Annotated in this window: 20 protein-coding genes and 1 other RNA gene; 16 read left to right on the forward strand and 5 right to left on the reverse strand. The window is 55.2% G+C overall.

Annotated elements, in window-relative coordinates; genetic code table 11:
* Positions 1 to 114 precede the first annotated feature (114 nt).
* The 6 genes from hupB (at position 115) to DD597_RS16560 (ending at position 4,210) form a co-directional block, all read left to right on the forward strand.
* Entirely contained in the window at positions 115 to 387 is a 273-nt protein-coding gene (gene hupB / locus DD597_RS16530) for a nucleoid-associated protein HU-beta (protein WP_002444653.1), read from the forward strand.
* Between the two features lie 212 nt (positions 388 to 599).
* Positions 600 to 2,471, forward strand: a complete 1,872-nt coding sequence (gene ppiD / locus DD597_RS16535; protein ID WP_032657391.1) for a peptidylprolyl isomerase — start codon at positions 600 to 602, stop codon at positions 2,469 to 2,471.
* A 148-nt stretch (positions 2,472 to 2,619) separates the two neighbouring features.
* Positions 2,620 to 3,000, forward strand: coding sequence for a helix-hairpin-helix domain-containing protein (locus DD597_RS16545; RefSeq protein ID WP_003859045.1), 381 nt, complete (start codon positions 2,620 to 2,622; stop codon positions 2,998 to 3,000).
* Positions 3,001 to 3,097: 97 nt separating this feature from the next.
* Positions 3,098 to 3,496, forward strand: coding sequence for a YbgC/FadM family acyl-CoA thioesterase (locus DD597_RS16550; RefSeq protein ID WP_003859042.1), 399 nt, complete (start codon positions 3,098 to 3,100; stop codon positions 3,494 to 3,496).
* A gap of 47 nt (positions 3,497 to 3,543) precedes the next feature.
* Positions 3,544 to 3,894, forward strand: a complete 351-nt coding sequence (locus DD597_RS16555) for a type II toxin-antitoxin system RelE/ParE family toxin (protein WP_023324235.1) — start codon at positions 3,544 to 3,546, stop codon at positions 3,892 to 3,894.
* A complete protein-coding gene (locus DD597_RS16560; protein WP_022650480.1) occupies positions 3,881 to 4,210 on the forward strand; it encodes a DNA-binding protein in 330 nt (109 codons plus the stop codon). The genes DD597_RS16555 and DD597_RS16560 overlap by 14 nt, the downstream gene beginning before the upstream one ends.
* Positions 4,211 to 4,213: 3 nt before the next feature.
* Here DD597_RS16560 and queC read toward each other — a convergent pair whose 3' ends face one another.
* Both queC and DD597_RS16570 read right to left on the reverse strand, forming a co-directional pair.
* A complete protein-coding gene (queC, locus tag DD597_RS16565; protein WP_015571271.1) occupies positions 4,214 to 4,909 on the reverse strand; it encodes a 7-cyano-7-deazaguanine synthase QueC in 696 nt (231 codons plus the stop codon).
* 66 nt (positions 4,910 to 4,975) lie between these two features.
* Positions 4,976 to 6,676: an SgrR family transcriptional regulator gene (locus tag DD597_RS16570; RefSeq protein WP_023324236.1), complete on the reverse strand. Its 1,701-nt coding sequence runs from the start codon at positions 6,674 to 6,676 to the stop codon at positions 4,976 to 4,978.
* A gap of 101 nt (positions 6,677 to 6,777) precedes the next feature.
* Between DD597_RS16570 and cof the strand changes: the two genes are divergently transcribed.
* On the forward strand, positions 6,778 to 7,596 hold the full coding sequence (gene cof / locus DD597_RS16575) for an HMP-PP phosphatase (RefSeq protein ID WP_003859037.1): 819 nt from the start codon (positions 6,778 to 6,780) through the stop codon (positions 7,594 to 7,596).
* Positions 7,597 to 7,636: 40 nt separating this feature from the next.
* Here the strand turns inward: cof and DD597_RS16580 are convergent, their stop codons facing one another.
* Complete coding sequence (locus DD597_RS16580; protein ID WP_003859036.1) at positions 7,637 to 8,683, reverse strand: PLP-dependent cysteine synthase family protein; 1,047 nt, start codon at positions 8,681 to 8,683, stop codon at positions 7,637 to 7,639.
* 115 nt (positions 8,684 to 8,798) lie between these two features.
* Between DD597_RS16580 and DD597_RS16585 the strand changes: the two genes are divergently transcribed.
* From DD597_RS16585 to amtB, 5 genes are all read left to right on the forward strand, one after another.
* On the forward strand, positions 8,799 to 9,257 hold the full coding sequence (locus DD597_RS16585) for an Lrp/AsnC family transcriptional regulator (RefSeq protein ID WP_015571267.1): 459 nt from the start codon (positions 8,799 to 8,801) through the stop codon (positions 9,255 to 9,257).
* A gap of 30 nt (positions 9,258 to 9,287) precedes the next feature.
* Positions 9,288 to 11,042: a SmdA family multidrug ABC transporter permease/ATP-binding protein gene (locus DD597_RS16590; protein WP_032608655.1), complete on the forward strand. Its 1,755-nt coding sequence runs from the start codon at positions 9,288 to 9,290 to the stop codon at positions 11,040 to 11,042.
* Positions 11,035 to 12,816, forward strand: a complete 1,782-nt coding sequence (locus DD597_RS16595) for a SmdB family multidrug efflux ABC transporter permease/ATP-binding protein (protein ID WP_129256410.1) — start codon at positions 11,035 to 11,037, stop codon at positions 12,814 to 12,816. Before DD597_RS16590 ends, DD597_RS16595 begins: the two co-directional genes overlap by 8 nt.
* 212 nt (positions 12,817 to 13,028) lie before the next feature.
* Positions 13,029 to 13,367, forward strand: coding sequence for a P-II family nitrogen regulator (gene glnK, locus DD597_RS16600; RefSeq protein WP_006809867.1), 339 nt, complete (start codon positions 13,029 to 13,031; stop codon positions 13,365 to 13,367).
* Positions 13,368 to 13,402: 35 nt separating this feature from the next.
* Complete coding sequence (gene amtB, locus DD597_RS16605) at positions 13,403 to 14,689, forward strand: ammonium transporter AmtB (RefSeq protein WP_022650485.1); 1,287 nt, start codon at positions 13,403 to 13,405, stop codon at positions 14,687 to 14,689.
* 93 nt (positions 14,690 to 14,782) lie between these two features.
* Here the strand turns inward: amtB and tesB are convergent, their stop codons facing one another.
* The gene (gene tesB, locus DD597_RS16610) at positions 14,783 to 15,643 is read right to left on the reverse strand and encodes an acyl-CoA thioesterase II (protein WP_032657403.1); all 861 of its coding nucleotides are present in this window, start codon (positions 15,641 to 15,643) and stop codon (positions 14,783 to 14,785) included.
* A 203-nt stretch (positions 15,644 to 15,846) separates the two neighbouring features.
* Between tesB and DD597_RS16615 the strand changes: the two genes are divergently transcribed.
* Entirely contained in the window at positions 15,847 to 16,374 is a 528-nt protein-coding gene (locus tag DD597_RS16615; RefSeq protein WP_003859018.1) for a YbaY family lipoprotein, read from the forward strand.
* Between the two features lie 37 nt (positions 16,375 to 16,411).
* Here the strand turns inward: DD597_RS16615 and DD597_RS16620 are convergent, their stop codons facing one another.
* Entirely contained in the window at positions 16,412 to 16,723 is a 312-nt protein-coding gene (locus DD597_RS16620; protein WP_003859016.1) for an MGMT family protein, read from the reverse strand.
* A 170-nt stretch (positions 16,724 to 16,893) separates the two neighbouring features.
* Between DD597_RS16620 and ffs the strand changes: the two genes are divergently transcribed.
* The 3 genes from ffs (at position 16,894) to DD597_RS16635 (ending at position 17,700) form a co-directional block, all read left to right on the forward strand.
* Positions 16,894 to 16,990, forward strand: an RNA gene (ffs, locus tag DD597_RS16625) — signal recognition particle sRNA small type.
* Between the two features lie 246 nt (positions 16,991 to 17,236).
* The gene (locus tag DD597_RS16630; RefSeq protein WP_006809862.1) at positions 17,237 to 17,488 is read left to right on the forward strand and encodes a hypothetical protein; all 252 of its coding nucleotides are present in this window, start codon (positions 17,237 to 17,239) and stop codon (positions 17,486 to 17,488) included.
* Positions 17,485 to 17,700 carry a hypothetical protein gene (locus DD597_RS16635; RefSeq protein ID WP_015571263.1) on the forward strand — a complete coding sequence of 72 codons (216 nt, stop codon included), beginning with the start codon at positions 17,485 to 17,487 and terminating at the stop codon, positions 17,698 to 17,700. The genes DD597_RS16630 and DD597_RS16635 overlap by 4 nt, the downstream gene beginning before the upstream one ends.
* Positions 17,701 to 17,716: the final 16 nt, after the last annotated feature.

Here is a 17,716-nt window from a genome sequence, read left to right on the forward strand (position 1 = left end):
GTTAGCCATCAACAACGGGTGTTGTAAGGTCATAGCAGGACTGATATAACTGCTGCGCGGTCGCGCTGTGAAGGATTCAGGTGCGATATAAATTATAAAGAGAGGAAGAGAACAGTGAATAAATCTCAACTGATTGACAAAATTGCTGCGGGTGCTGATATTTCTAAAGCGGCAGCTGGACGTGCTTTAGATGCTTTAATTGCTTCTGTTACTGAATCTCTGCAAGCTGGGGACGACGTTGCACTGGTAGGCTTCGGTACTTTTGCGGTTAAAGAGCGTGCAGCCCGTACTGGCCGCAACCCTCAGACCGGCAAAGAGATCACCATTGCTGCCGCTAAAGTGCCGGGTTTCCGTGCAGGTAAAGCGCTGAAAGACGCAGTAAACTGATTGCTTTCCCGCTCCAGGGAAGCTGAAAAGTACAAGGGCGCATCGTTTGATGTGCCTTTTTTGTTTGTCCAGACCTGATTTGTGCGAGTTTATGCGAGTTGTGGGCTGACAATTGCCCTGTTTTCTTGTCACAATACGCCTTTACGCGCGACGGTCAGGATTTTCCGTCAGCGTCAGGTAACCAGTCACCTACAGCGGAGTGTTGTTACACCATGATGGACAGCTTACGCACGGCTGCTAACAGTCTCGTGCTCAAGATTATTTTCGGTATCATTATCGTGTCGTTCATATTGACCGGTGTGAGTAGTTACCTCATCGGCGGTGGCGCGAACTACGCCGCAAAAGTGAATGGCCAGGAAATTAGCCGTGGGCAGTTCGAGAACGCTTTTGCTGGTGAACGTAACCGCATGCAGCAACAGCTGGGCGACCAATACTCTGAACTTGCAGCCAACGAAGGCTATATGAAAAACCTGCGTCAGCAGACGCTAAACCGCCTTATTGACGAGGCGCTGCTGGATCAGTACGCGAAAAGCCTGGGTCTGGGCATCAGCGATGAGCAGGTTAAAAAAGCCATCTTCTCGACGCAGGCTTTCCAGTCTAATGGGAAGTTCGACAACGCGCGTTACAACAGCATTGTTAACCAGATGGGTATGACGGCTGACCAGTACGCTCAGGCACTGCGTAACCAGTTGACCACGCAACAGCTAATCAACGCGGTGGTGGGCACCGATTTCATGCTGAAAGGCGAAACTGAAGAGCTGGCGGCACTGGTGGCGCAGCAACGCGTGGTGCGTGAAGCGACGATTGATGTCAACGCACTGGCAGCGAAACAGCAGGTTAGCGACGCTGAAGTTAATGCTTACTACGAGCAAAACAAGAACAACTTCATCTCTCCGGAACAGTTCCGCGTAAGCTATATCAAGCTGGATGCAGCTGCGATGCAGGAAAATGCGACTGACGCCGAGATCCAGTCTTATTACGACCAGCATCAGGATCAGTTTACTCAGCCGCAGCGTAACCGTTACAGCGTGATCCAGACCAAAACGGAAGCAGAAGCGAAAGCCGTGCTGGATGAGCTGAACAAAGGCGCTGATTTCGCCACCTTAGCGAAAGCAAAATCTACCGACATTATTTCTGCCAAAAACGGCGGTGATATGGGCTGGCTGGAAGAGTCAACTACCCCGGATGAGCTGAAAAATGCAGGCCTGAAAGAGAAAGGCCAACTGTCTGGTGTAATCAAATCCTCCGTCGGCTTCCTGGTGGCGCGTCTGGACGATGTTGTGGCGGCGAAAACCAAGCCGCTGACTGACGTTCGTGATGATATCGCTGCGAAAGTGAAGCAGGAGAAAGCGCTGGATGCCTTCTATGCTCTGCAACAGAAAGTGAGCGATGCCGCAAGCAACGACAACGAATCACTGGCGGGCGCTGAGCAGGCTGCTGGCGTGAAAGCGGTTGAGACGGGCTGGTTCAGCCACGAAAACCTGCCGGAAGAACTGAACTTCAAACCGGTTTCAGATGCCATTTTCAATGGTGGTCTGGTCGGTGAGAATGGTACGCCGGGCAGCAACTCAGACATCATTACCGTTGACGGTGACCGTGCGTTCGTACTGCGCGTCAGCGAGCACAAAGCCGAGGCAGTGAAGCCCCTGGCGGAAGTGAAAGATCAGGTGGTGGCGCTGGTGAAACACAACAAAGCGGCACAGCAGGCAAAACTGGATGCAGAGAAAATTCTGGCCGACCTGAAAGCCGGTAAGAACGATGCGCTGAAAGCGGCTGGCCTGAGCTTTGGTGAAGCAAAAACGCTGAGCCGTACCGGTCAGGATCCTGTCAGCCAGGCGGCGTTTGGTCTGAGCCTGCCGGCGAAAGACAAACCTGTCTTTGGCACCACGACCGATATGCAGGGTAACGTGGTGGTTCTGGCACTGGATGAAGTGAAAGCCGGCACGCTGCCAGACGCGCAGAAGAAGGCCATGGTTCAGGGAATTACCCAGAACAATGCCCAGATTGCTTTCGAAGCGTTGATGAGCAACCTGCGTAAAGAAGCCAAAATCAAGCTGGGTGATGTGGTCACTCAGGAGCAATAATTACGTGTCTGCTCGCAGATTTTCGTAACGTTCTGCAAAAACTAAAGGCCGCTTTCGCGGCCTTTTCCATTTCTGCAATCTGCTGTTTGTCCCTGTTTTCCCGTGCGGCTATCGTGGCATGGCTGTCAACAAACAAGGAGAAAACAGCATGAAATGTGGAATCAAAGCACTGTTAATTACACTGGCTATTGCCACTTCCGGGATGAGTGCGGGCGCGCTGGCGGCGTCACCCTCGTCTAAAGCCCAGGCTGCACAAACTCAGGCCGATGCAACGTCACAAGGTCAGGTTAAAGCCAACGCGACGGCCAGCACGAAAGCCATTGAGGACGAGGGTACGCGGGTCAGTATTAATACTGCCTCTGCGGACGATCTTGCCCGCGTAATGAATGGCGTGGGCCTCAAAAAAGCGCAGGCCATCGTCAGCTATCGTGAAGAGTATGGTCCTTTCAAAACCCTTGACGATCTCAAGCAGGTGCCGGGTATGGGCAGCGCGCTGGTTGAGCGCAATCTCGCACACCTGACGCTGTAATCGCGTAATCACTTGCACTGCGGCAAAAATTTGCCAGGATAAAGAGGTCATACCAGTTATGACCTCTGAACCTATAACAACGAAAGGCTATTGCGCTATGCAGACACAAATCAAAGTCCGTGGTTATCACCTCGATGTTTACCAGCACGTCAATAACGCCCGCTACCTTGAATTTCTTGAAGAGGCGCGCTGGGACGGCCTGGAGAACAGCGAAAGCTTCCTGTGGCTAACCGCACACAACATCGCGTTTGTGGTCGTCAATATCAACATTAACTACCGCCGCCCGGCTGTGCTGGGGGATGTGCTCACCGTGACCAGTGAGGTTCAACAACTGAATGGCAAAAGTGGTGTATTGAGCCAGGTCGTTACGCTGGAGCCAGAAGGGCAGATTGTGGCCGATGCGCTGATCACCTTTGTCTGTATCGATCTCAAAACCCAGAAAGCGTTGCCGCTGGAAGGGGAGTTGCGCGAAAAGCTGGAGCTGATGATCGCGTAAATTTTTGTCTTTTATAAAAGACAAGAAGGGTTTTCAGGGATAAAATCATGAACAGGGACTACGTTGTTAAACGTTACCGAACCCGCGACGGAAAAATACCGTTTGAGGATTGGGTAGCAAAGTTGAGACGAAAGGATCCGGAGCTGGCGTTTCGGATCCTTCTGCGAATCGACCGCGCTGAGAAGGGGAATTTTGGCGATTACCGTTATCTCAGAGAGGGTGTCTGGGAGTTGAAGGTTGATAGTGGTCCCGGTTATCGAGTCTATTTTGCGGTCCAGCATCGGGAAATCTTATTGTTGCTGATCGGCGGTGACAAAAAGAGCCAGAAAGCGGATGTGATGCTGGCAATAGATTACTGGAAAGATCATCAAAAGGATAAACTCCATGAGCAAAAGTGAGCGAAAATTCTCAAGTACCGTCAGCCATGATGAAGCTGTAGTCAAAATGCTGCGCGAAAATCCTTCTTACGCGCAACTCTATCTGCAAATTGCACTGGATGAAATTTACGAGGACCAGGGGATCCCAGCCTATTTGATTGCCCTCAGACGCGTTATCGAAGCGCGCGGCGGTATTGGAGAGATTTCAGCCAAAGCGGGGCTTTCACGTCAGCAGCTATACCGTACCCTGTCCGAAAATGGTAACCCAACGCTGACTACACTGATGAAAATTACCCGTGCTGCCGGTGTAAAACTGTTCGACAGCACGGTCAGGTAGCCCTTATTTCAGCCCGGTCTTTTTCTGCATTGCGGCCATAACGCCCGCTTTATCCGCAAAATAATGATTCAGACCGTTCGCGCGCAGGTTACAGGCGGCACACTGCCCACAGCCGTCCCCTTTAATGCCGTTGTAGCAGGTCAGGGTCTCGTTGCGAACGACATCCAGCTTGCCCCAGTAGTCGGCCAGCGCCCAGGTTTCAGCCTTATCCAGCCACATCAGCGGCGTTTCGAAGCGGGTCTCTTTTGCCATTCCCAGATCGACGGCGTGATTGAGTGCTTTCACGAATTCATCCCGGCAGTCCGGGTAGCCAGAGAAGTCGGTTTCGCACACGCCCGTGATCACCGCTTCGGCCTTCACCTGATAAGCGTATATTGCCGTCAGGGTCAGGAAGAGAATGTTGCGGCCCGGTACGAAGGTGTTCGGAATGCCGCTGGCATCAGGTTCGTAATCAGGCACCGGAATGCTGTCGCGGGTGAGGCTGCTGACGGCCAGTTCATTTAACAGCGTCACGTCCAGCACTTTATGAGCGCGGGCGCCCAGTTTGAGAGCCAGTTCACGAGCGACATCGATTTCAGCGCGATGACGCTGACCATAATCAAAAGTGACGCAGTGCACTTCATCATACTGGTGAAGCGCCTGAATCAGGCAGGTGGTGGAATCTTGTCCTCCGCTGAACACGACGACGGCACGTTTCATAGATCATCTCGACAGTTACAGTAAAAGCGTCATGTTAACGCCTGGCTAAAGCGGCGACCAGCTTCTTCACGCGTTTGGTGGAGGAAGCCAGGCTTCGGTGAAGTCAAACCAGCCGCGAGTGTTAAGGCGTATGCCGTTGACGCCCGGAGGCGCGCTGATTTGATACTGGTAGTTAAAGAGCGGCGTCAGGACGGCTGTCTCCATTAACCGGCTGAATATAGCCTGAAGTCCTGCGTGTCGGTCACGCTCGTCGGCCTGCGACTGCACCGCATCCAGCGTGGCCTGCAAATGGGCGAATGCCGGTGCGCTCAGCAGATGCGGCCAGAGCGCATCGCAGCGGAGCCACTGCTCAAGCGTGTACGCCGGCGCTTCGCCAATCAGTCTGTCTCCCATCATGATGTCTGCATCGGCAAGCTGCTGGCACCCGTCCCACGTTTTGGCGTCGTGAAAGATGACGGTCAGTTCACAACCCTGCCGCGCAAGGTATGCTTTTAACTGGCTGGCCATGGTGTGAAGCTCAACCGGCAGGTGGTAGACCAGCGTCAATGCCTCTGGCAGCGCAACGTCGGTTAAATCAGGCCACTGGGGGATCGCCCAGCCGGGAAGCAGTTCCTCGGTAGGAGTGATGAGCCCTTCGTTCAGGGGAAGCGTGTGCAGCAGCGTTGAGAGATGAATGATATTAATCAGCCGCTTTGCCTGAAGTTCGCTCAGACGTGGACTCTGTTTTAGCGTGAGGTAGCAGAAGCCCAGACTGGTGCTGTTACTCACCAGCCGCAGGCTGGCCAGCTCGTCGGCCTCGCCAATGGCGATTTGCACCGGGTGGCGACAGCTGGTGCCCAGACTGTAGTCAAAAAGCTGGGGCGTGATCCAGTACTCGATAGCCTTAAGCAACGGATGGCCAAGATGATACTGCTCGTGGCTTTCCAGACGCACCAGTTCAGGCTCAAAAACGCTCAGCCGAAAGGGACCGCTGCCTACCACAGGGTAATCGGGATGCGCCAGACGGCTACAGTAGGTTGCCAGCCTGTGCGCCAGCCAGTAGTCAGGTTGATGGAGAATAAACGTCAGGCACTGCGGGTGCGTGGTTTCGATACGTAAGACGCTGCGGAACAGCGTGCCCATGCCGGGCTGCGATAACAGCGCCGTCAGGCTTTGCCGGAGCTGTGCCGTCTCTATTTTATCGCCGTTATGCCAGTGCAGGGTGGAGCGAATGTAGAAATGCCAGCGCAGGCCGTCAGCAGAGACTTCCCAGTGATGCGCCAGATCGCCCGTGGGTTCACTGCTGTTACCATTAAAACGCGTCAAACCAGAGAATACCTGTCCCGCCAGATGCTGCTCCGCCCGGCCAGGGAGAAACCCCGGCTGAAGCGGCTCCAGCGAGCGATAGTAGGGAATACGCAGCGTCGGCGTATCGTTCTGCCACTGCCCGCCCATAAACGGATGCAGCAGCGATCGCAAATCTTCAGGCGCGAGCTGGGCCAGCTCCAGCGCGTTGTGCTGCTGTCCACTTTTCAGGGCCTCTTCCATCATCGTATTACGCAACGAATCCGGGGTGACGTGAAAGCGTAATTCCCCACGCTTACCTCGTCCGGAGCGGGCGTGCCAGCTTAGCCAGCCCGCCTCCTGCGCCTGGCGCAGCAGGGTGCGAACATGTCGCTCGCTGCAAAAGCAGCGGCTGGCAAGTTCACTGATGGTCACCTGCTGTGGTGCGCCGGCAGACGGGTGCCACAGACGCTGATACTGGTTAAGACGGTTAAGCTGGCGCATGAAAAACCCGGAACAATAATTATCATCTATTCACTATTACTTCCGTATATCCCACGTAATACTGATGCACAAGTTAACCGCATCACATTTCGGGAGTAATCATGGCTCGGCTCGCTGCATTTGATATGGACGGCACGCTGTTAATGCCGGATCACCGTTTAGGGGAGAAAACCCTGAACACTCTTAAGCGCCTGCGCGAGCGTGAAGTTACCCTGACGTTTGCTACTGGTCGTCATGTGCTGGAGATGCGCCATCTGCTGGGGACATTTGCCCTCGATGCGTTCTTGATCACCGGCAACGGAACGCGCATTCACTCCGTCGACGGCGATGTGCTGCACCGTCAGGATCTGAATCCGGAGGTGGCGGACATTGTCCTGCACAGCACCTGGGATACGCAGGCCAGCGTGCATGTTTTTAATGATGAAGGCTGGTTTACCGGGCGTGAGATCCCGGCCTTGCTGCACGCACACGTTTACAGCGGCTTTAAATATCAGCTTATCGATTTGCGCCGCATTCCGGCACACAAGGTGACCAAGATCTGCTTCTGTGGCGATCACGACGATCTCTGCCGTCTGCGTATTCAGCTTAACGAGGCGCTGGGCGAACGGGCGCACCTGACCTTCTCGGCGGTGGACTGTCTTGAAGTGCTGCCGGTGGGCTGTAACAAAGGATCCGCGCTGGCGGTGCTGAGCGATCATCTGGGGCTGACGATGCAGGACTGTATGGCCTTTGGTGACGCCATGAACGACCACGAGATGCTGAGCAACGTAGGTCGTGGGCTGATTATGGGGAACGCGATGCCGCAGCTTATCGCCGCGCTCCCGCATTTACCGGTTATCGGACACTGTCGTAACGAAGCGGTGTCCCATTTTTTGACGCATTGGCTGGACAAAAATAACCTCCCATATTCCCCCGAATAGTGAGACCCTTCCAGCAAGCCAGGCTAAAGCCTGGCTTTTTTTATTTCACCAGCTGCGAAATCTGCGCTTTCCACGGCTCAACATCGCCAATATTGGCCTGCACCCATTCTGCGTTGTAATAGGTGTCCAGGTATCGCTCCCCGCTGTCGCACAGCAGCGTGACGACAGAGCCGGTACGGCCTTCTTCACGCATCCTCGCGGCCAGCTGTAGCGCGCCCCACATATTGGTGCCGGTAGAAGCCCCGACTTTACGGCCAAGCTGTGTCTCCAGCCAGTGCGCCGTCGCGACGCTGGCGGCATCCGGCACGCGGAGCATCTCATCCACAACGTCCGGAATGAATGAGGGTTCGACGCGCGGGCGACCAATCCCTTCGATCTTGCTCCCCACGGGGCTGCGCAGGCTCGCATCGCGGGATTGCCAGTAATCGAGGAACACCGAGTTTTGCGGGTCAACCACCATCAGCTGCGTATCATAACCCTGACAGCGGATATAACGTCCGATGGTGGCGGAGGTTCCGCCCGTGCCCGCGCTCATGACAATGTAAGAGGGGACAGGATGCGGCTCATGGGTCATCTGGCGGAAAATGCTGTCCGCAATGTTATTATTGCCGCGCCAGTCGGTGGCGCGTTCGGCGAAGGTGAACTGGTCCATATAGTGACCATTCAGCTCGCGGGCCAGCATTTCGGAGGCCGCATAGATTTCGCAGGCGCTGTCCACAAAGTGGCAGCGTCCGCCGTAAAATTCGATCTGTTCAACTTTACGTTTCGCCGTGCATGAGGGCATCACGGCGATAAACGGCAGACCCAACAGGCGGGCAAAGTAGGCTTCGGAGACGGCAGTTGATCCGGACGACGATTCAATAATCGTGGTGCCTTCTTTAATCCAGCCGTTACATAAACCGTATAAAAAGAGTGAACGCGCCAGGCGATGCTTCAGGCTACCGGTAGGATGGGTACTTTCATCTTTCAGATAGAGCTGAATACCGGGAAATCCCGGCAGAGGCAGGCGGATTAAGTGGGTGTCTGCCGAGCGCTGATAGTCGGCATTTATTTCGCTGATGGCATGTTTAACCCAGGTGCTATTCATCGTAGTTATCCGTTTGTCATTTTGTGCCCAGCATAGCGAAAAGCACAGAAAAAATTGTTGCTATCTGACCTTTAAAATAGAATGTAAGGAGAATAATTTTCTCTTCGAGGTGGCTATGTTAGATAAAATTGACCGTAAGCTGCTTTCTTTGCTGCAAAGCGACTGTACCCTCTCTTTGCAGGCGCTGGCAGATGCCGTTAATCTGACCACCACACCGTGCTGGAAGCGCCTCAAGAAGCTGGAAGATGATGGCATTCTGCTGGGACGTGTGGCGCTGCTGGATCCCGAAAAACTGGGGCTTGGACTGACCGCCTTCGTCCTGATAAAAACGCAGCATCACAGCAGCGAATGGTACTGCCGCTTCGTCACGCAGGTTTCCGACATGCCCGAGGTGCTCGGCTTCTGGCGCATGGCGGGGGAATACGACTATCTGATGCGCGTTCAGGTGGCAGACATGAAGCGCTACGATGATTTTTACAAGCGGCTGGTCAATAGCGTACCGGGCTTGTCCGATGTCACCTCCAGCTTCGCCATGGAACAGATTAAATACACCACAGCGTTACCCATTGAATAACTTCTTAAAATACCTTCAGGAAAAGACCGCGTGCGATTATTTGCCCAATTAAGCTGGTACTTTCGTCGGGAGTGGCAACGCTACCTCGGCGCAGTGGCCCTGCTTATTATCATTGCCATTCTGCAACTGATCCCCCCCAAAGTGGTGGGCTACGTCGTGGATGGCGTTACCGAACAACATTACACCGCCGCACGGGTGATAATGTGGGTCGGTACGCTGGTGCTGACGGCCGTGGTGGTTTACCTGCTGCGTTATGTCTGGCGCGTGCTGCTGTTCGGTGCGTCCTATCAGCTTGCCGTTGAGCTGCGCGAGGACTTTTACCGTCAGCTGAGCCGCCAGCACCCTGAGTTTTATCTGCGTCACCGTACCGGGGATCTCATCGCCCGCGCCACTAACGATGTAGACCGCGTGGTGTTTGCCGCCGGTGAAGGGGTGTTAACGCTGGTGGATTCCCTGGTGATGGGCTGTGCGGTATTGATTGTGATGTCTACGCAAATTAGCTGGGAGCTCACGCTGCTGGCGCTGCTGCCAATGCCGCTGATGGCGCTGGCAATTAACCGCTACGGCGAGCAGCTCCATGAACGCTTTAAGCTGGCGCAGGCGGCGTTCTCGTCGCTGAACGATCGCACCCAGGAGAGCATGACCAGCATCCGCATGATCAAAGCGTTTGGTCTGGAAGACCGCCAGTCCGCGCTGTTTGCCGCCGACGCCGCCGATACCGGCGCGAAAAACATGCGCGTGGCGCGTATTGATGCCCGTTTCGATCCGACAATTTATATTGCGATTGGTATGGCGAACCTGCTGGCGGTGGGCGGCGGCAGCTGGATGGTGGTGCGAGGCACCATGACCCTCGGGCAGTTAACCAGCTTTGCGATGTACCTTGGGCTGATGATCTGGCCGATGCTGGCGCTGGCCTGGATGTTTAATATCGTTGAACGTGGGAGCGCCGCTTACAGCCGCATCCGCGCCATGCTGGCGGAAGTGCCGGTCGTGAACGATGGCAGCGAGCCGGTACCGGAAGGTCCGGGTATTCTCAAGGCTGATATCCGCGCCTTTATCTACCCGCAAACGGAACATCCGGTGCTTGAGAACGTCAGTTTCACGCTGCGTCCTGGTCAGATGCTGGGCATCTGCGGCCCGACGGGTTCCGGTAAAAGCACCATTCTGTCACTGATTCAGCGCCATTTTGACGTGAGCGAAGGCGATATCCGTTTCCACGACATCCCTCTGCCACGTCTGCTGCTGGATGACTGGCGCAGCCGCCTGGCGGTCGTCAGCCAGACGCCGTTTTTGTTTTCAGACACCATTGCCAACAATATTGCGCTCGGGTGTCCGACGGCGACACAGGACCAGATCGAGCACGTGGCGCGTCTGGCCAGCGTCCACGAGGATATTCTGCGCCTGCCGCAGGGCTACGACACGGAAGTGGGTGAGCGGGGCGTTATGCTCTCCGGCGGACAAAAACAGCGTATCTCTATTGCCCGCGCGCTACTGCTGGACGCTGAGATCCTGATTCTGGATGATGCGCTGTCCGCGGTTGACGGGCGTACTGAACATCAAATTCTGCATAACCTTCGCCAGTGGGGAGAGGGGCGCACGGTCATCATCAGCGCGCACCGTCTGTCGGCGCTTACCGAAGCCAGTGAAATTCTGGTGCTTCAGCACGGACATATTGCCCAGCGTGGTCAGCATGAGCAGCTCGCCGGGCAGACCGGCTGGTATCGGGATATGTACCGCTATCAACAGCTTGAAGCCGCGCTGGATGAGGAGGTGGCCGATGCGTAAGTTTGGACAGATGTGGCCGACGTTAAAACGGCTGCTGGCCTATGGCTCACCGTGGCGCAAACCGCTTTCCATCGCCGTGCTGTTGCTGTGGATCGCCGCGATTGCGGAGGTGACCGGTCCGCTGCTTATCAGCTATTTCATCGATAACATGGTAGCGAAAAGCTATTTGCCTCTCGGCCTGGTCGCCGGGCTGGGCGTGGCGTACGTCGGGCTACAGCTGACGGCGGCAGGGCTGCATTACGCGCAGTCACTGCTCTTTAACCGGGCCGCCGTGGGCGTGGTGCAGCAGCTGCGCACGGACGTGATGGATGCCGCGCTGCGCCAGCCGCTGAGCGAGTTTGATACCCAGCCGGTCGGGCAGGTTATTTCGCGCGTCACCAATGACACCGAGGTGATCCGCGACCTCTATGTAACCGTTGTTGCAACGGTTCTGCGCAGTGCCGCGCTAATTGGCGCGATGCTGGTGGCGATGTTCAGCCTGGACTGGCGGATGGCGCTGGTGGCAATCACCATTTTCCCGGCGGTGCTGATCGTGATGGTGATTTACCAGCGCTACAGCACGCCGATCGTGCGCCGCGTGCGCGCTTACCTTGCAGATATCAATGATGGCTTCAACGAAGTGATCAACGGCATGAGCGTTATTCAGCAGTTTCGCCAGCAGGCGCGTTTTGGTGAGCGAATGGGGGAAGCCAGCCGCTCGCATTATATGGCGCGGATGCAGACGTTACGCCTGGACGGTTTCCTGTTACGTCCGCTGCTGAGCCTCTTCTCGGCGCTGGTGCTGTGCGGACTGCTGATGCTGTTCGGCCTGACGACGCGCGGAACCATCGAGGTGGGGGTACTGTACGCGTTTATCAGTTACCTCGGACGCCTTAACGAACCGCTGATTGAACTCACCACGCAGCAGTCGATGCTGCAACAGGCAGTGGTCGCGGGCGAACGTGTATTCGAGCTCATGGACAGGCCGCGTCAGACCTATGGCGATGACGAACGCCCGCTGGAAAGTGGATCCATAGCGTTTGATCATGTCTCGTTTGCCTACCGCGACGACCAGCTTGTCTTGCAGGATATCAACCTCGAGGTACCGTCGCGTGGTTTTGTCGCCCTGGTTGGGCATACCGGCAGCGGCAAAAGCACGCTCGCCAGTTTGCTGATGGGCTACTATCCGTTGACGCAGGGGGAGATCCGTCTGGACGGACGGCCGCTTGCCTCGCTTAGCCACAACGCGTTGCGTAAGGGCGTCGCGATGGTGCAGCAGGATCCGGTGGTGCTGGCGGATACCTTTTATGCCAACGTGACGCTGGGACGCCCTTTCACCCCTGAGCAGGTATGGGAGGTGCTGGAAACGGTGCAGCTGGCGGATCTGGCGCGCGGGTTAAGCGAGGGGATCAATACCCGGCTGGGTGAGCAGGGCAACAACCTCTCCGTCGGGCAAAAGCAACTTCTGGCGCTGGCGCGCGTGCTGATTGAGACGCCGCAGGTGTTAATTCTGGATGAAGCGACCGCAAGCATTGACTCCGGTACCGAGCAGGCGATCCAGCAGGCGCTGGCTGCCGTGCGGGATCACACTACGCTGGTGGTGATCGCCCACCGCCTGTCAACGATCGTCGATGCCGATACCATTCTGGTTCTGCACCGTGGCCAGGCCGTTGAACGGGGTACGCACAGAGCGCTGCTTGAGGTAAAAGGACGCTACTGGCAGATGTATCAGTTGCAGCTGGCAGGCGACGAACTGGCCGCCAGCGTGCGCGAGGAAGAGTCACTCAGCGCCTGATGCACCATAACAAGGCAATGCGCTAACAGACTTAACCGTTGGTGCAAAACTGAAACGCACCCTGCACTGCCATGGTGCGTTTTTTTTTCACTTTTTCCCGGCGCATGCGCGCCGCGGCGCTTTCCTCCTCACCTTTCACTTCTGGCACACCCTTTGCAATATCACTCTCGTGTTAGCTGCGGCCATTACCGAATTCTGACTGGAGGGGATATATGAAGCTGGTTACGGTGGTAATCAAACCATTCAAACTCGAAGACGTGCGTGAAGCGCTGTCTTCCATGGGTATTCAGGGACTGACTGTCACCGAAGTGAAAGGCTTTGGGCGTCAGAAAGGTCATGCCGAGCTTTATCGCGGGGCGGAATACAGCGTTAACTTCCTGCCAAAAGTGAAAATTGATGTGGCGATTGCCGACGATCAGCTTGATGAGGTGATTGATGTCGTCAGCAAAGCGGCCTACACCGGAAAAATTGGCGACGGCAAAATTTTCGTTGCCGAACTACAGCGCGTTATTCGCATCCGTACCGGCGAATCTGACGAAGCGGCGTTGTAAGTAACTCCTGGCACACAGTGATAGGGATCAAGAAAATGAAGAAAGCAACAATGAAAACAGGTCTGGGGTCGCTGGCACTGCTGCCGGGCCTGGCAATGGCTGCACCTGCTGTGGCAGACAAAGCCGATAACGCCTTTATGATGATTTGCACCGCGCTGGTGCTGTTCATGACGATTCCGGGGATCGCGCTGTTTTACGGCGGCCTGATTCGCGGCAAGAACGTACTCTCCATGCTGACGCAGGTTGCCGTCACGTTCGCGCTGGTGTGCGTGCTGTGGGTGGTTTACGGTTACTCGCTGGCCTTCGGGGAGGGCAACGCCTTCTTCGGCAACGTTAACTGGGCGATGCTGAAAAATATCGAACTGACCGCGGTAATGGGCAGCTTCTATCAGTATATTCATGTCGCGTTTCAGGGCTCATTCGCCTGCATCACCGTGGGGCTGATTGTGGGCGCGCTGGCTGAGCGTATCCGCTTCTCTGCGGTACTGATTTTCGTGGTGGTCTGGCTGACGCTCTCCTATATCCCGATTGCGCATATGGTCTGGGGCGGTGGTCTGTTGGCTTCCCATGGCGCGCTGGACTTTGCGGGTGGTACCGTTGTGCACATCAACGCCGCGGTAGCAGGCCTGGTAGGCGCCTACCTGATTGGCAAGCGCGTGGGCTTCGGGAAGGAAGCATTCAAGCCGCACAATCTGCCGATGGTCTTTACCGGCACCGCCATCCTCTACTTTGGCTGGTTCGGCTTCAACGCAGGTTCAGCCAGCGCCGCTAACGAAATCGCTGCACTGGCCTTCGTGAATACCGTTGTGGCAACCGCCGGCGCTATCCTCTCATGGGTATTTGGCGAGTGGGCCGTTCGCGGCAAGCCATCGCTGCTGGGTGCCTGTTCCGGGGCGATTGCCGGTCTGGTAGGTATTACGCCAGCGTGCGGTTACGTGGGCGTAGGCGGTGCGCTGCTGATCGGTATCGTCGCAGGACTGGCGGGGCTGTGGGGCGTTACCGCACTGAAACGTGTTCTGCGCGTTGACGATCCGTGTGATGTATTCGGCGTGCATGGTGTGTGCGGCATTGTCGGCTGTATCATGACCGGTATCTTTGCTGCCCAATCTCTGGGCGGTGTGGGTTACGCAGAAGGCGTAACCATGGGGCATCAGGTGCTTGTACAGCTGGAAAGTATCGCGATCACCGTTGTCTGGTCGGGTGTTGTGGCCTTTATCGGTTACAAGCTGGCTGATATGACCGTTGGGCTGCGCGTGCCGGAAGAGCAGGAGCGCGAAGGCCTGGACGTCAACAGCCACGGCGAGAATGCCTATAACGCATAATTTGAGTGCCTTGCCGGGCGGCGGCTTCGCCTTACCCGGCCTGAAAAAGCGTAATTTGCAGGCCCGGTAAGCATAGCCACCGGGCTTTTTACCTCACCCGCGATTACGCATCACACCTTCCTGCACGGTAGAAGCCACCAGCACACCATCCTGGGTGTAAAATTCCCCGCGAACAAAACCGCGCGCGCTGGACGCAGAGGTACTTTCCACGCTGTAAAGCAGCCACTCGTTCATATCGAAAGGACGATGGAACCACATGGAATGGTCAATTGTGGCTACCTGCATCCCTTTTTCCAGGAATCCCACGCCGTGCGGCTGTAGCGCAACCGGCAGGAAGTTGAAATCCGACGCATAACCCAGCAGATACTGATGCACGCGTAAATCTGCGGGGACGCTGCCGTTGGCGCGGATCCACACCTGGCGGGCGGGCTCAGCGGTATGCCCCTTCATTGGGTTATGAAATTCGACCGGGCGGATCTCCAGCGGTTTATCGCACAGAAACTTCTCTTTTACCTGCGGCGGCAACAGATGCGCGAGTGCGCGGGCTATTTCGGTTTCCGATTTCAGATCGTCCGGCGACGGGGCAGACGGCATCTGTTTTTGATGCTCATAGCCCGGCTCTGGCGCCTGGAAGGAGGCGGTCATGTAGAAAATGGGTTTCCCATGCTGGATGGCCGCCACGCGACGGGCGCTGAAGCTTTGGCCGTCACGCAGAACTTCCACGTCGTACACAATCGGTTTAGCGCTGTCACCGGGGCGTAAAAAGTAGCTGTGAAACGAGTGCACCAGACGGTCTGCCGGGACGGTCTCCTTGGCGGCATACAGCGCTTGCCCCACGACCTGGCCGCCAAAAACCTGGCGTAAGCCTAAATCTTCGCTCTGTCCGCGAAATAGCCCTTCTTCTATTTTTTCCAGGTTAAGCAATGTCAGCAGATTGTTCAGTGCCTGACTCATAGTGGTCCTCAATAAACGCCGTGGCGAAAGATACGCTGAGTATAACGCAGAAACGATAGTGGTCCGATGGGTAGAATAATCTTAATACCTGGGCAAAATTAGGCATAAATCCGTGATTTGTGCCACACTTGTTTACGTTATGTGAATAAAACGACATCGGATGGGATCGATCCCGCCGGTGCATTGATGATAAGGAGACTTCAATGAAACTCGTGCCTATGTTAAGCGGTGTTGCAATGGCGGTGGCGTTGTCCGCCTGTGCGGATAAGAGTGCCGATGTAGCGGTACCAACGGCGACCCCAAACGGGATTAACACCCTTTCACAGCAAGCTATTCGACAGCCTAACGTGTCCGGTACCATCTGGATCAAACAGAAAGTCGCTCTGCCGCCGGACGCGGTTTTAACGGTCACGTTATCCGATGCGTCTCTGGCGGATGCACCGTCTAAAGTCCTTGCTCAGCGTGCAGTTCGTACAGAGGGTAAACAGGCGCCGTTCAGCTTCGTGCTGCCGTACAACCCGTCTGACGTCCAGCCTAACGCGCGTATCCTCCTGAGCGCGGCGGTAACGATCAACGATAAGCTGGTCTTTATCACCGATACCGTACAGGAAGCGGTCAACAAAGGCGGCACCAAAATCGACCTGACCCTGGTACCGGTGCAGCAAACTGAAGTGCCTGTTGCAACGCAAACCAATCAGCCGACTCTGCCTACACCCCCAACACAGATGTAATTTTCCTTCGCCCTCTCCATGTTGACGGGAGAGGGCGTCAGTACTCCCAGCGATACTTCTGCATATCAATCTGTCCTGCCCCGGACACCTGTACCCCTTCTGAGAGTAATGCCTGACGCTGGCGCTGCAAGTCTGGCCCGGTGAGGGAAATGGCGCCATGGCGATTGACGACCCGGTGCCACGGTAACGTGCTTCCCTCCGGTAGCCTTCTCAGCACGCCTCCAACCTGACGCGCCGCGCGCGGAGAACCCGCCAGCCGGGCGACTTCCCCATAGGTCGTGACACAGCCTTCCGGAATCGAAGCCACGATTTGCCACACTCGCTGTGGGAAAGTGTCATGTTCGTCCATTGTTTCTCCTGCGGGAAATCAGCGAAGGGTAATGTTATACGAAGATAAAGAAGATTGTCGGGGCAGTTTGCGCAATAATCCAGCATCCGGTTGTCAGCGGCTTGCAATTGAGGTGCTCCACAGGGATAATGCGCCAGCGCGTTGGTTATCAACGCTCTCAATGGGGGCTCTGTTGGTTCTCCCGCAACGCTACTCTGTTCACCAGGTCAGGTCCGGAAGGAAGCAGCCAGGGCAGACGACGTGGGTGCCGGGATGTAGCTGGCAGGGCCCCCACCCATTTGTGATCCTCTCAGTTGTTCCCCTGAATAAACCTTCTAAATTATGTGACTATTGTATTTTCTGTAATACAGCCTTCATTTAACTGAAATAATAATGTCATAAACCTGTAATAATAGACTGTCATTTTATTTTCGGATGCCTTTATTCTGTCATAAGCTAAAAAATATATATCTGGATAACAAACTTATCTTCGTGTATTAAATTAAACACGTGTTCCGAAAGGATGTGACAATCATGGTTACTGCGGTTTTAAACGTTAAAATTGATGAAGCGCTAAAAGAAAGACTTCGCCACTATGCGGAAGACAATAATGAGAATTTAAGCGTGACCACAGAGAAACTGCTGCTGCTGGCTTTTGAAGCAGTAGAAGAGGCGGGAGTATCGGAAGAGGATGTTGATAATCAGCATACGGAAGAAGAGAGCGTAACTCCATTTACTCCTAAAGAAATCAAAGCACTACGTAAACTTCTGAAGAAGAGAAAATGAAACAACAACTATCGACTGCCAGTGACTACAACGAGGCCTGCAATCTGTTACGTTCCGGCTACGTGAAACATGTTCGTCTTGGCTGGAATGTAGGAAGTGATGAGTTCTTTCGAATTGCGTCTGACTGGTGTGATACCGGTGCAAAAATAAAGAAAGAAGGGGATAATTTCATTATTTCGCTGAAAGGCTTCCCGATTCCTCCTCAACATTAAGCTGTTCTTCATGAAA

Origin of the sequence: Enterobacter cloacae complex sp. 677-3DZ2D5B (genome assembly GCF_004136695.1) — a bacterium.
In the GTDB taxonomy this organism is placed as follows: domain Bacteria; phylum Pseudomonadota; class Gammaproteobacteria; order Enterobacterales; family Enterobacteriaceae; genus Enterobacter; species Enterobacter hormaechei_C.

Bases quoted from the DNA above. Each gene is read 5' to 3' on its own strand.
- DD597_RS16635 (WP_015571263.1), top strand. From the start codon at position 17,485: ATGAAACAACAACTATCGACTGCCAGTGACTACAACGAGGCCTGCAAT.
- ppiD (WP_032657391.1), top strand. From the start codon at position 600: ATGATGGACAGCTTACGCACGGCTGCTAACAGTCTCGTGCTCAAGATT.
- glnK (WP_006809867.1), top strand. From the start codon at position 13,029: ATGAAGCTGGTTACGGTGGTAATCAAACCATTCAAACTCGAAGACGTG.
- queC (WP_015571271.1), bottom strand. From the start codon at position 4,909: ATGAAACGTGCCGTCGTCGTGTTCAGCGGAGGACAAGATTCCACCACC.
- DD597_RS16550 (WP_003859042.1), top strand. From the start codon at position 3,098: ATGCAGACACAAATCAAAGTCCGTGGTTATCACCTCGATGTTTACCAG.
- DD597_RS16620 (WP_003859016.1), bottom strand. From the start codon at position 16,723: ATGGACGAACATGACACTTTCCCACAGCGAGTGTGGCAAATCGTGGCT.
- DD597_RS16555 (WP_023324235.1), top strand. From the start codon at position 3,544: ATGAACAGGGACTACGTTGTTAAACGTTACCGAACCCGCGACGGAAAA.
- DD597_RS16615 (WP_003859018.1), top strand. From the start codon at position 15,847: ATGAAACTCGTGCCTATGTTAAGCGGTGTTGCAATGGCGGTGGCGTTG.
- tesB (WP_032657403.1), bottom strand. From the start codon at position 15,643: ATGAGTCAGGCACTGAACAATCTGCTGACATTGCTTAACCTGGAAAAA.
- DD597_RS16560 (WP_022650480.1), top strand. From the start codon at position 3,881: ATGAGCAAAAGTGAGCGAAAATTCTCAAGTACCGTCAGCCATGATGAA.
- DD597_RS16570 (WP_023324236.1), bottom strand. From the start codon at position 6,676: ATGCGCCAGCTTAACCGTCTTAACCAGTATCAGCGTCTGTGGCACCCG.
- cof (WP_003859037.1), top strand. From the start codon at position 6,778: ATGGCTCGGCTCGCTGCATTTGATATGGACGGCACGCTGTTAATGCCG.
- amtB (WP_022650485.1), top strand. From the start codon at position 13,403: ATGAAGAAAGCAACAATGAAAACAGGTCTGGGGTCGCTGGCACTGCTG.
- DD597_RS16595 (WP_129256410.1), top strand. From the start codon at position 11,035: ATGCGTAAGTTTGGACAGATGTGGCCGACGTTAAAACGGCTGCTGGCC.
- DD597_RS16580 (WP_003859036.1), bottom strand. From the start codon at position 8,683: ATGAATAGCACCTGGGTTAAACATGCCATCAGCGAAATAAATGCCGAC.
- DD597_RS16630 (WP_006809862.1), top strand. From the start codon at position 17,237: ATGGTTACTGCGGTTTTAAACGTTAAAATTGATGAAGCGCTAAAAGAA.
- DD597_RS16585 (WP_015571267.1), top strand. From the start codon at position 8,799: ATGTTAGATAAAATTGACCGTAAGCTGCTTTCTTTGCTGCAAAGCGAC.
- DD597_RS16545 (WP_003859045.1), top strand. From the start codon at position 2,620: ATGAAATGTGGAATCAAAGCACTGTTAATTACACTGGCTATTGCCACT.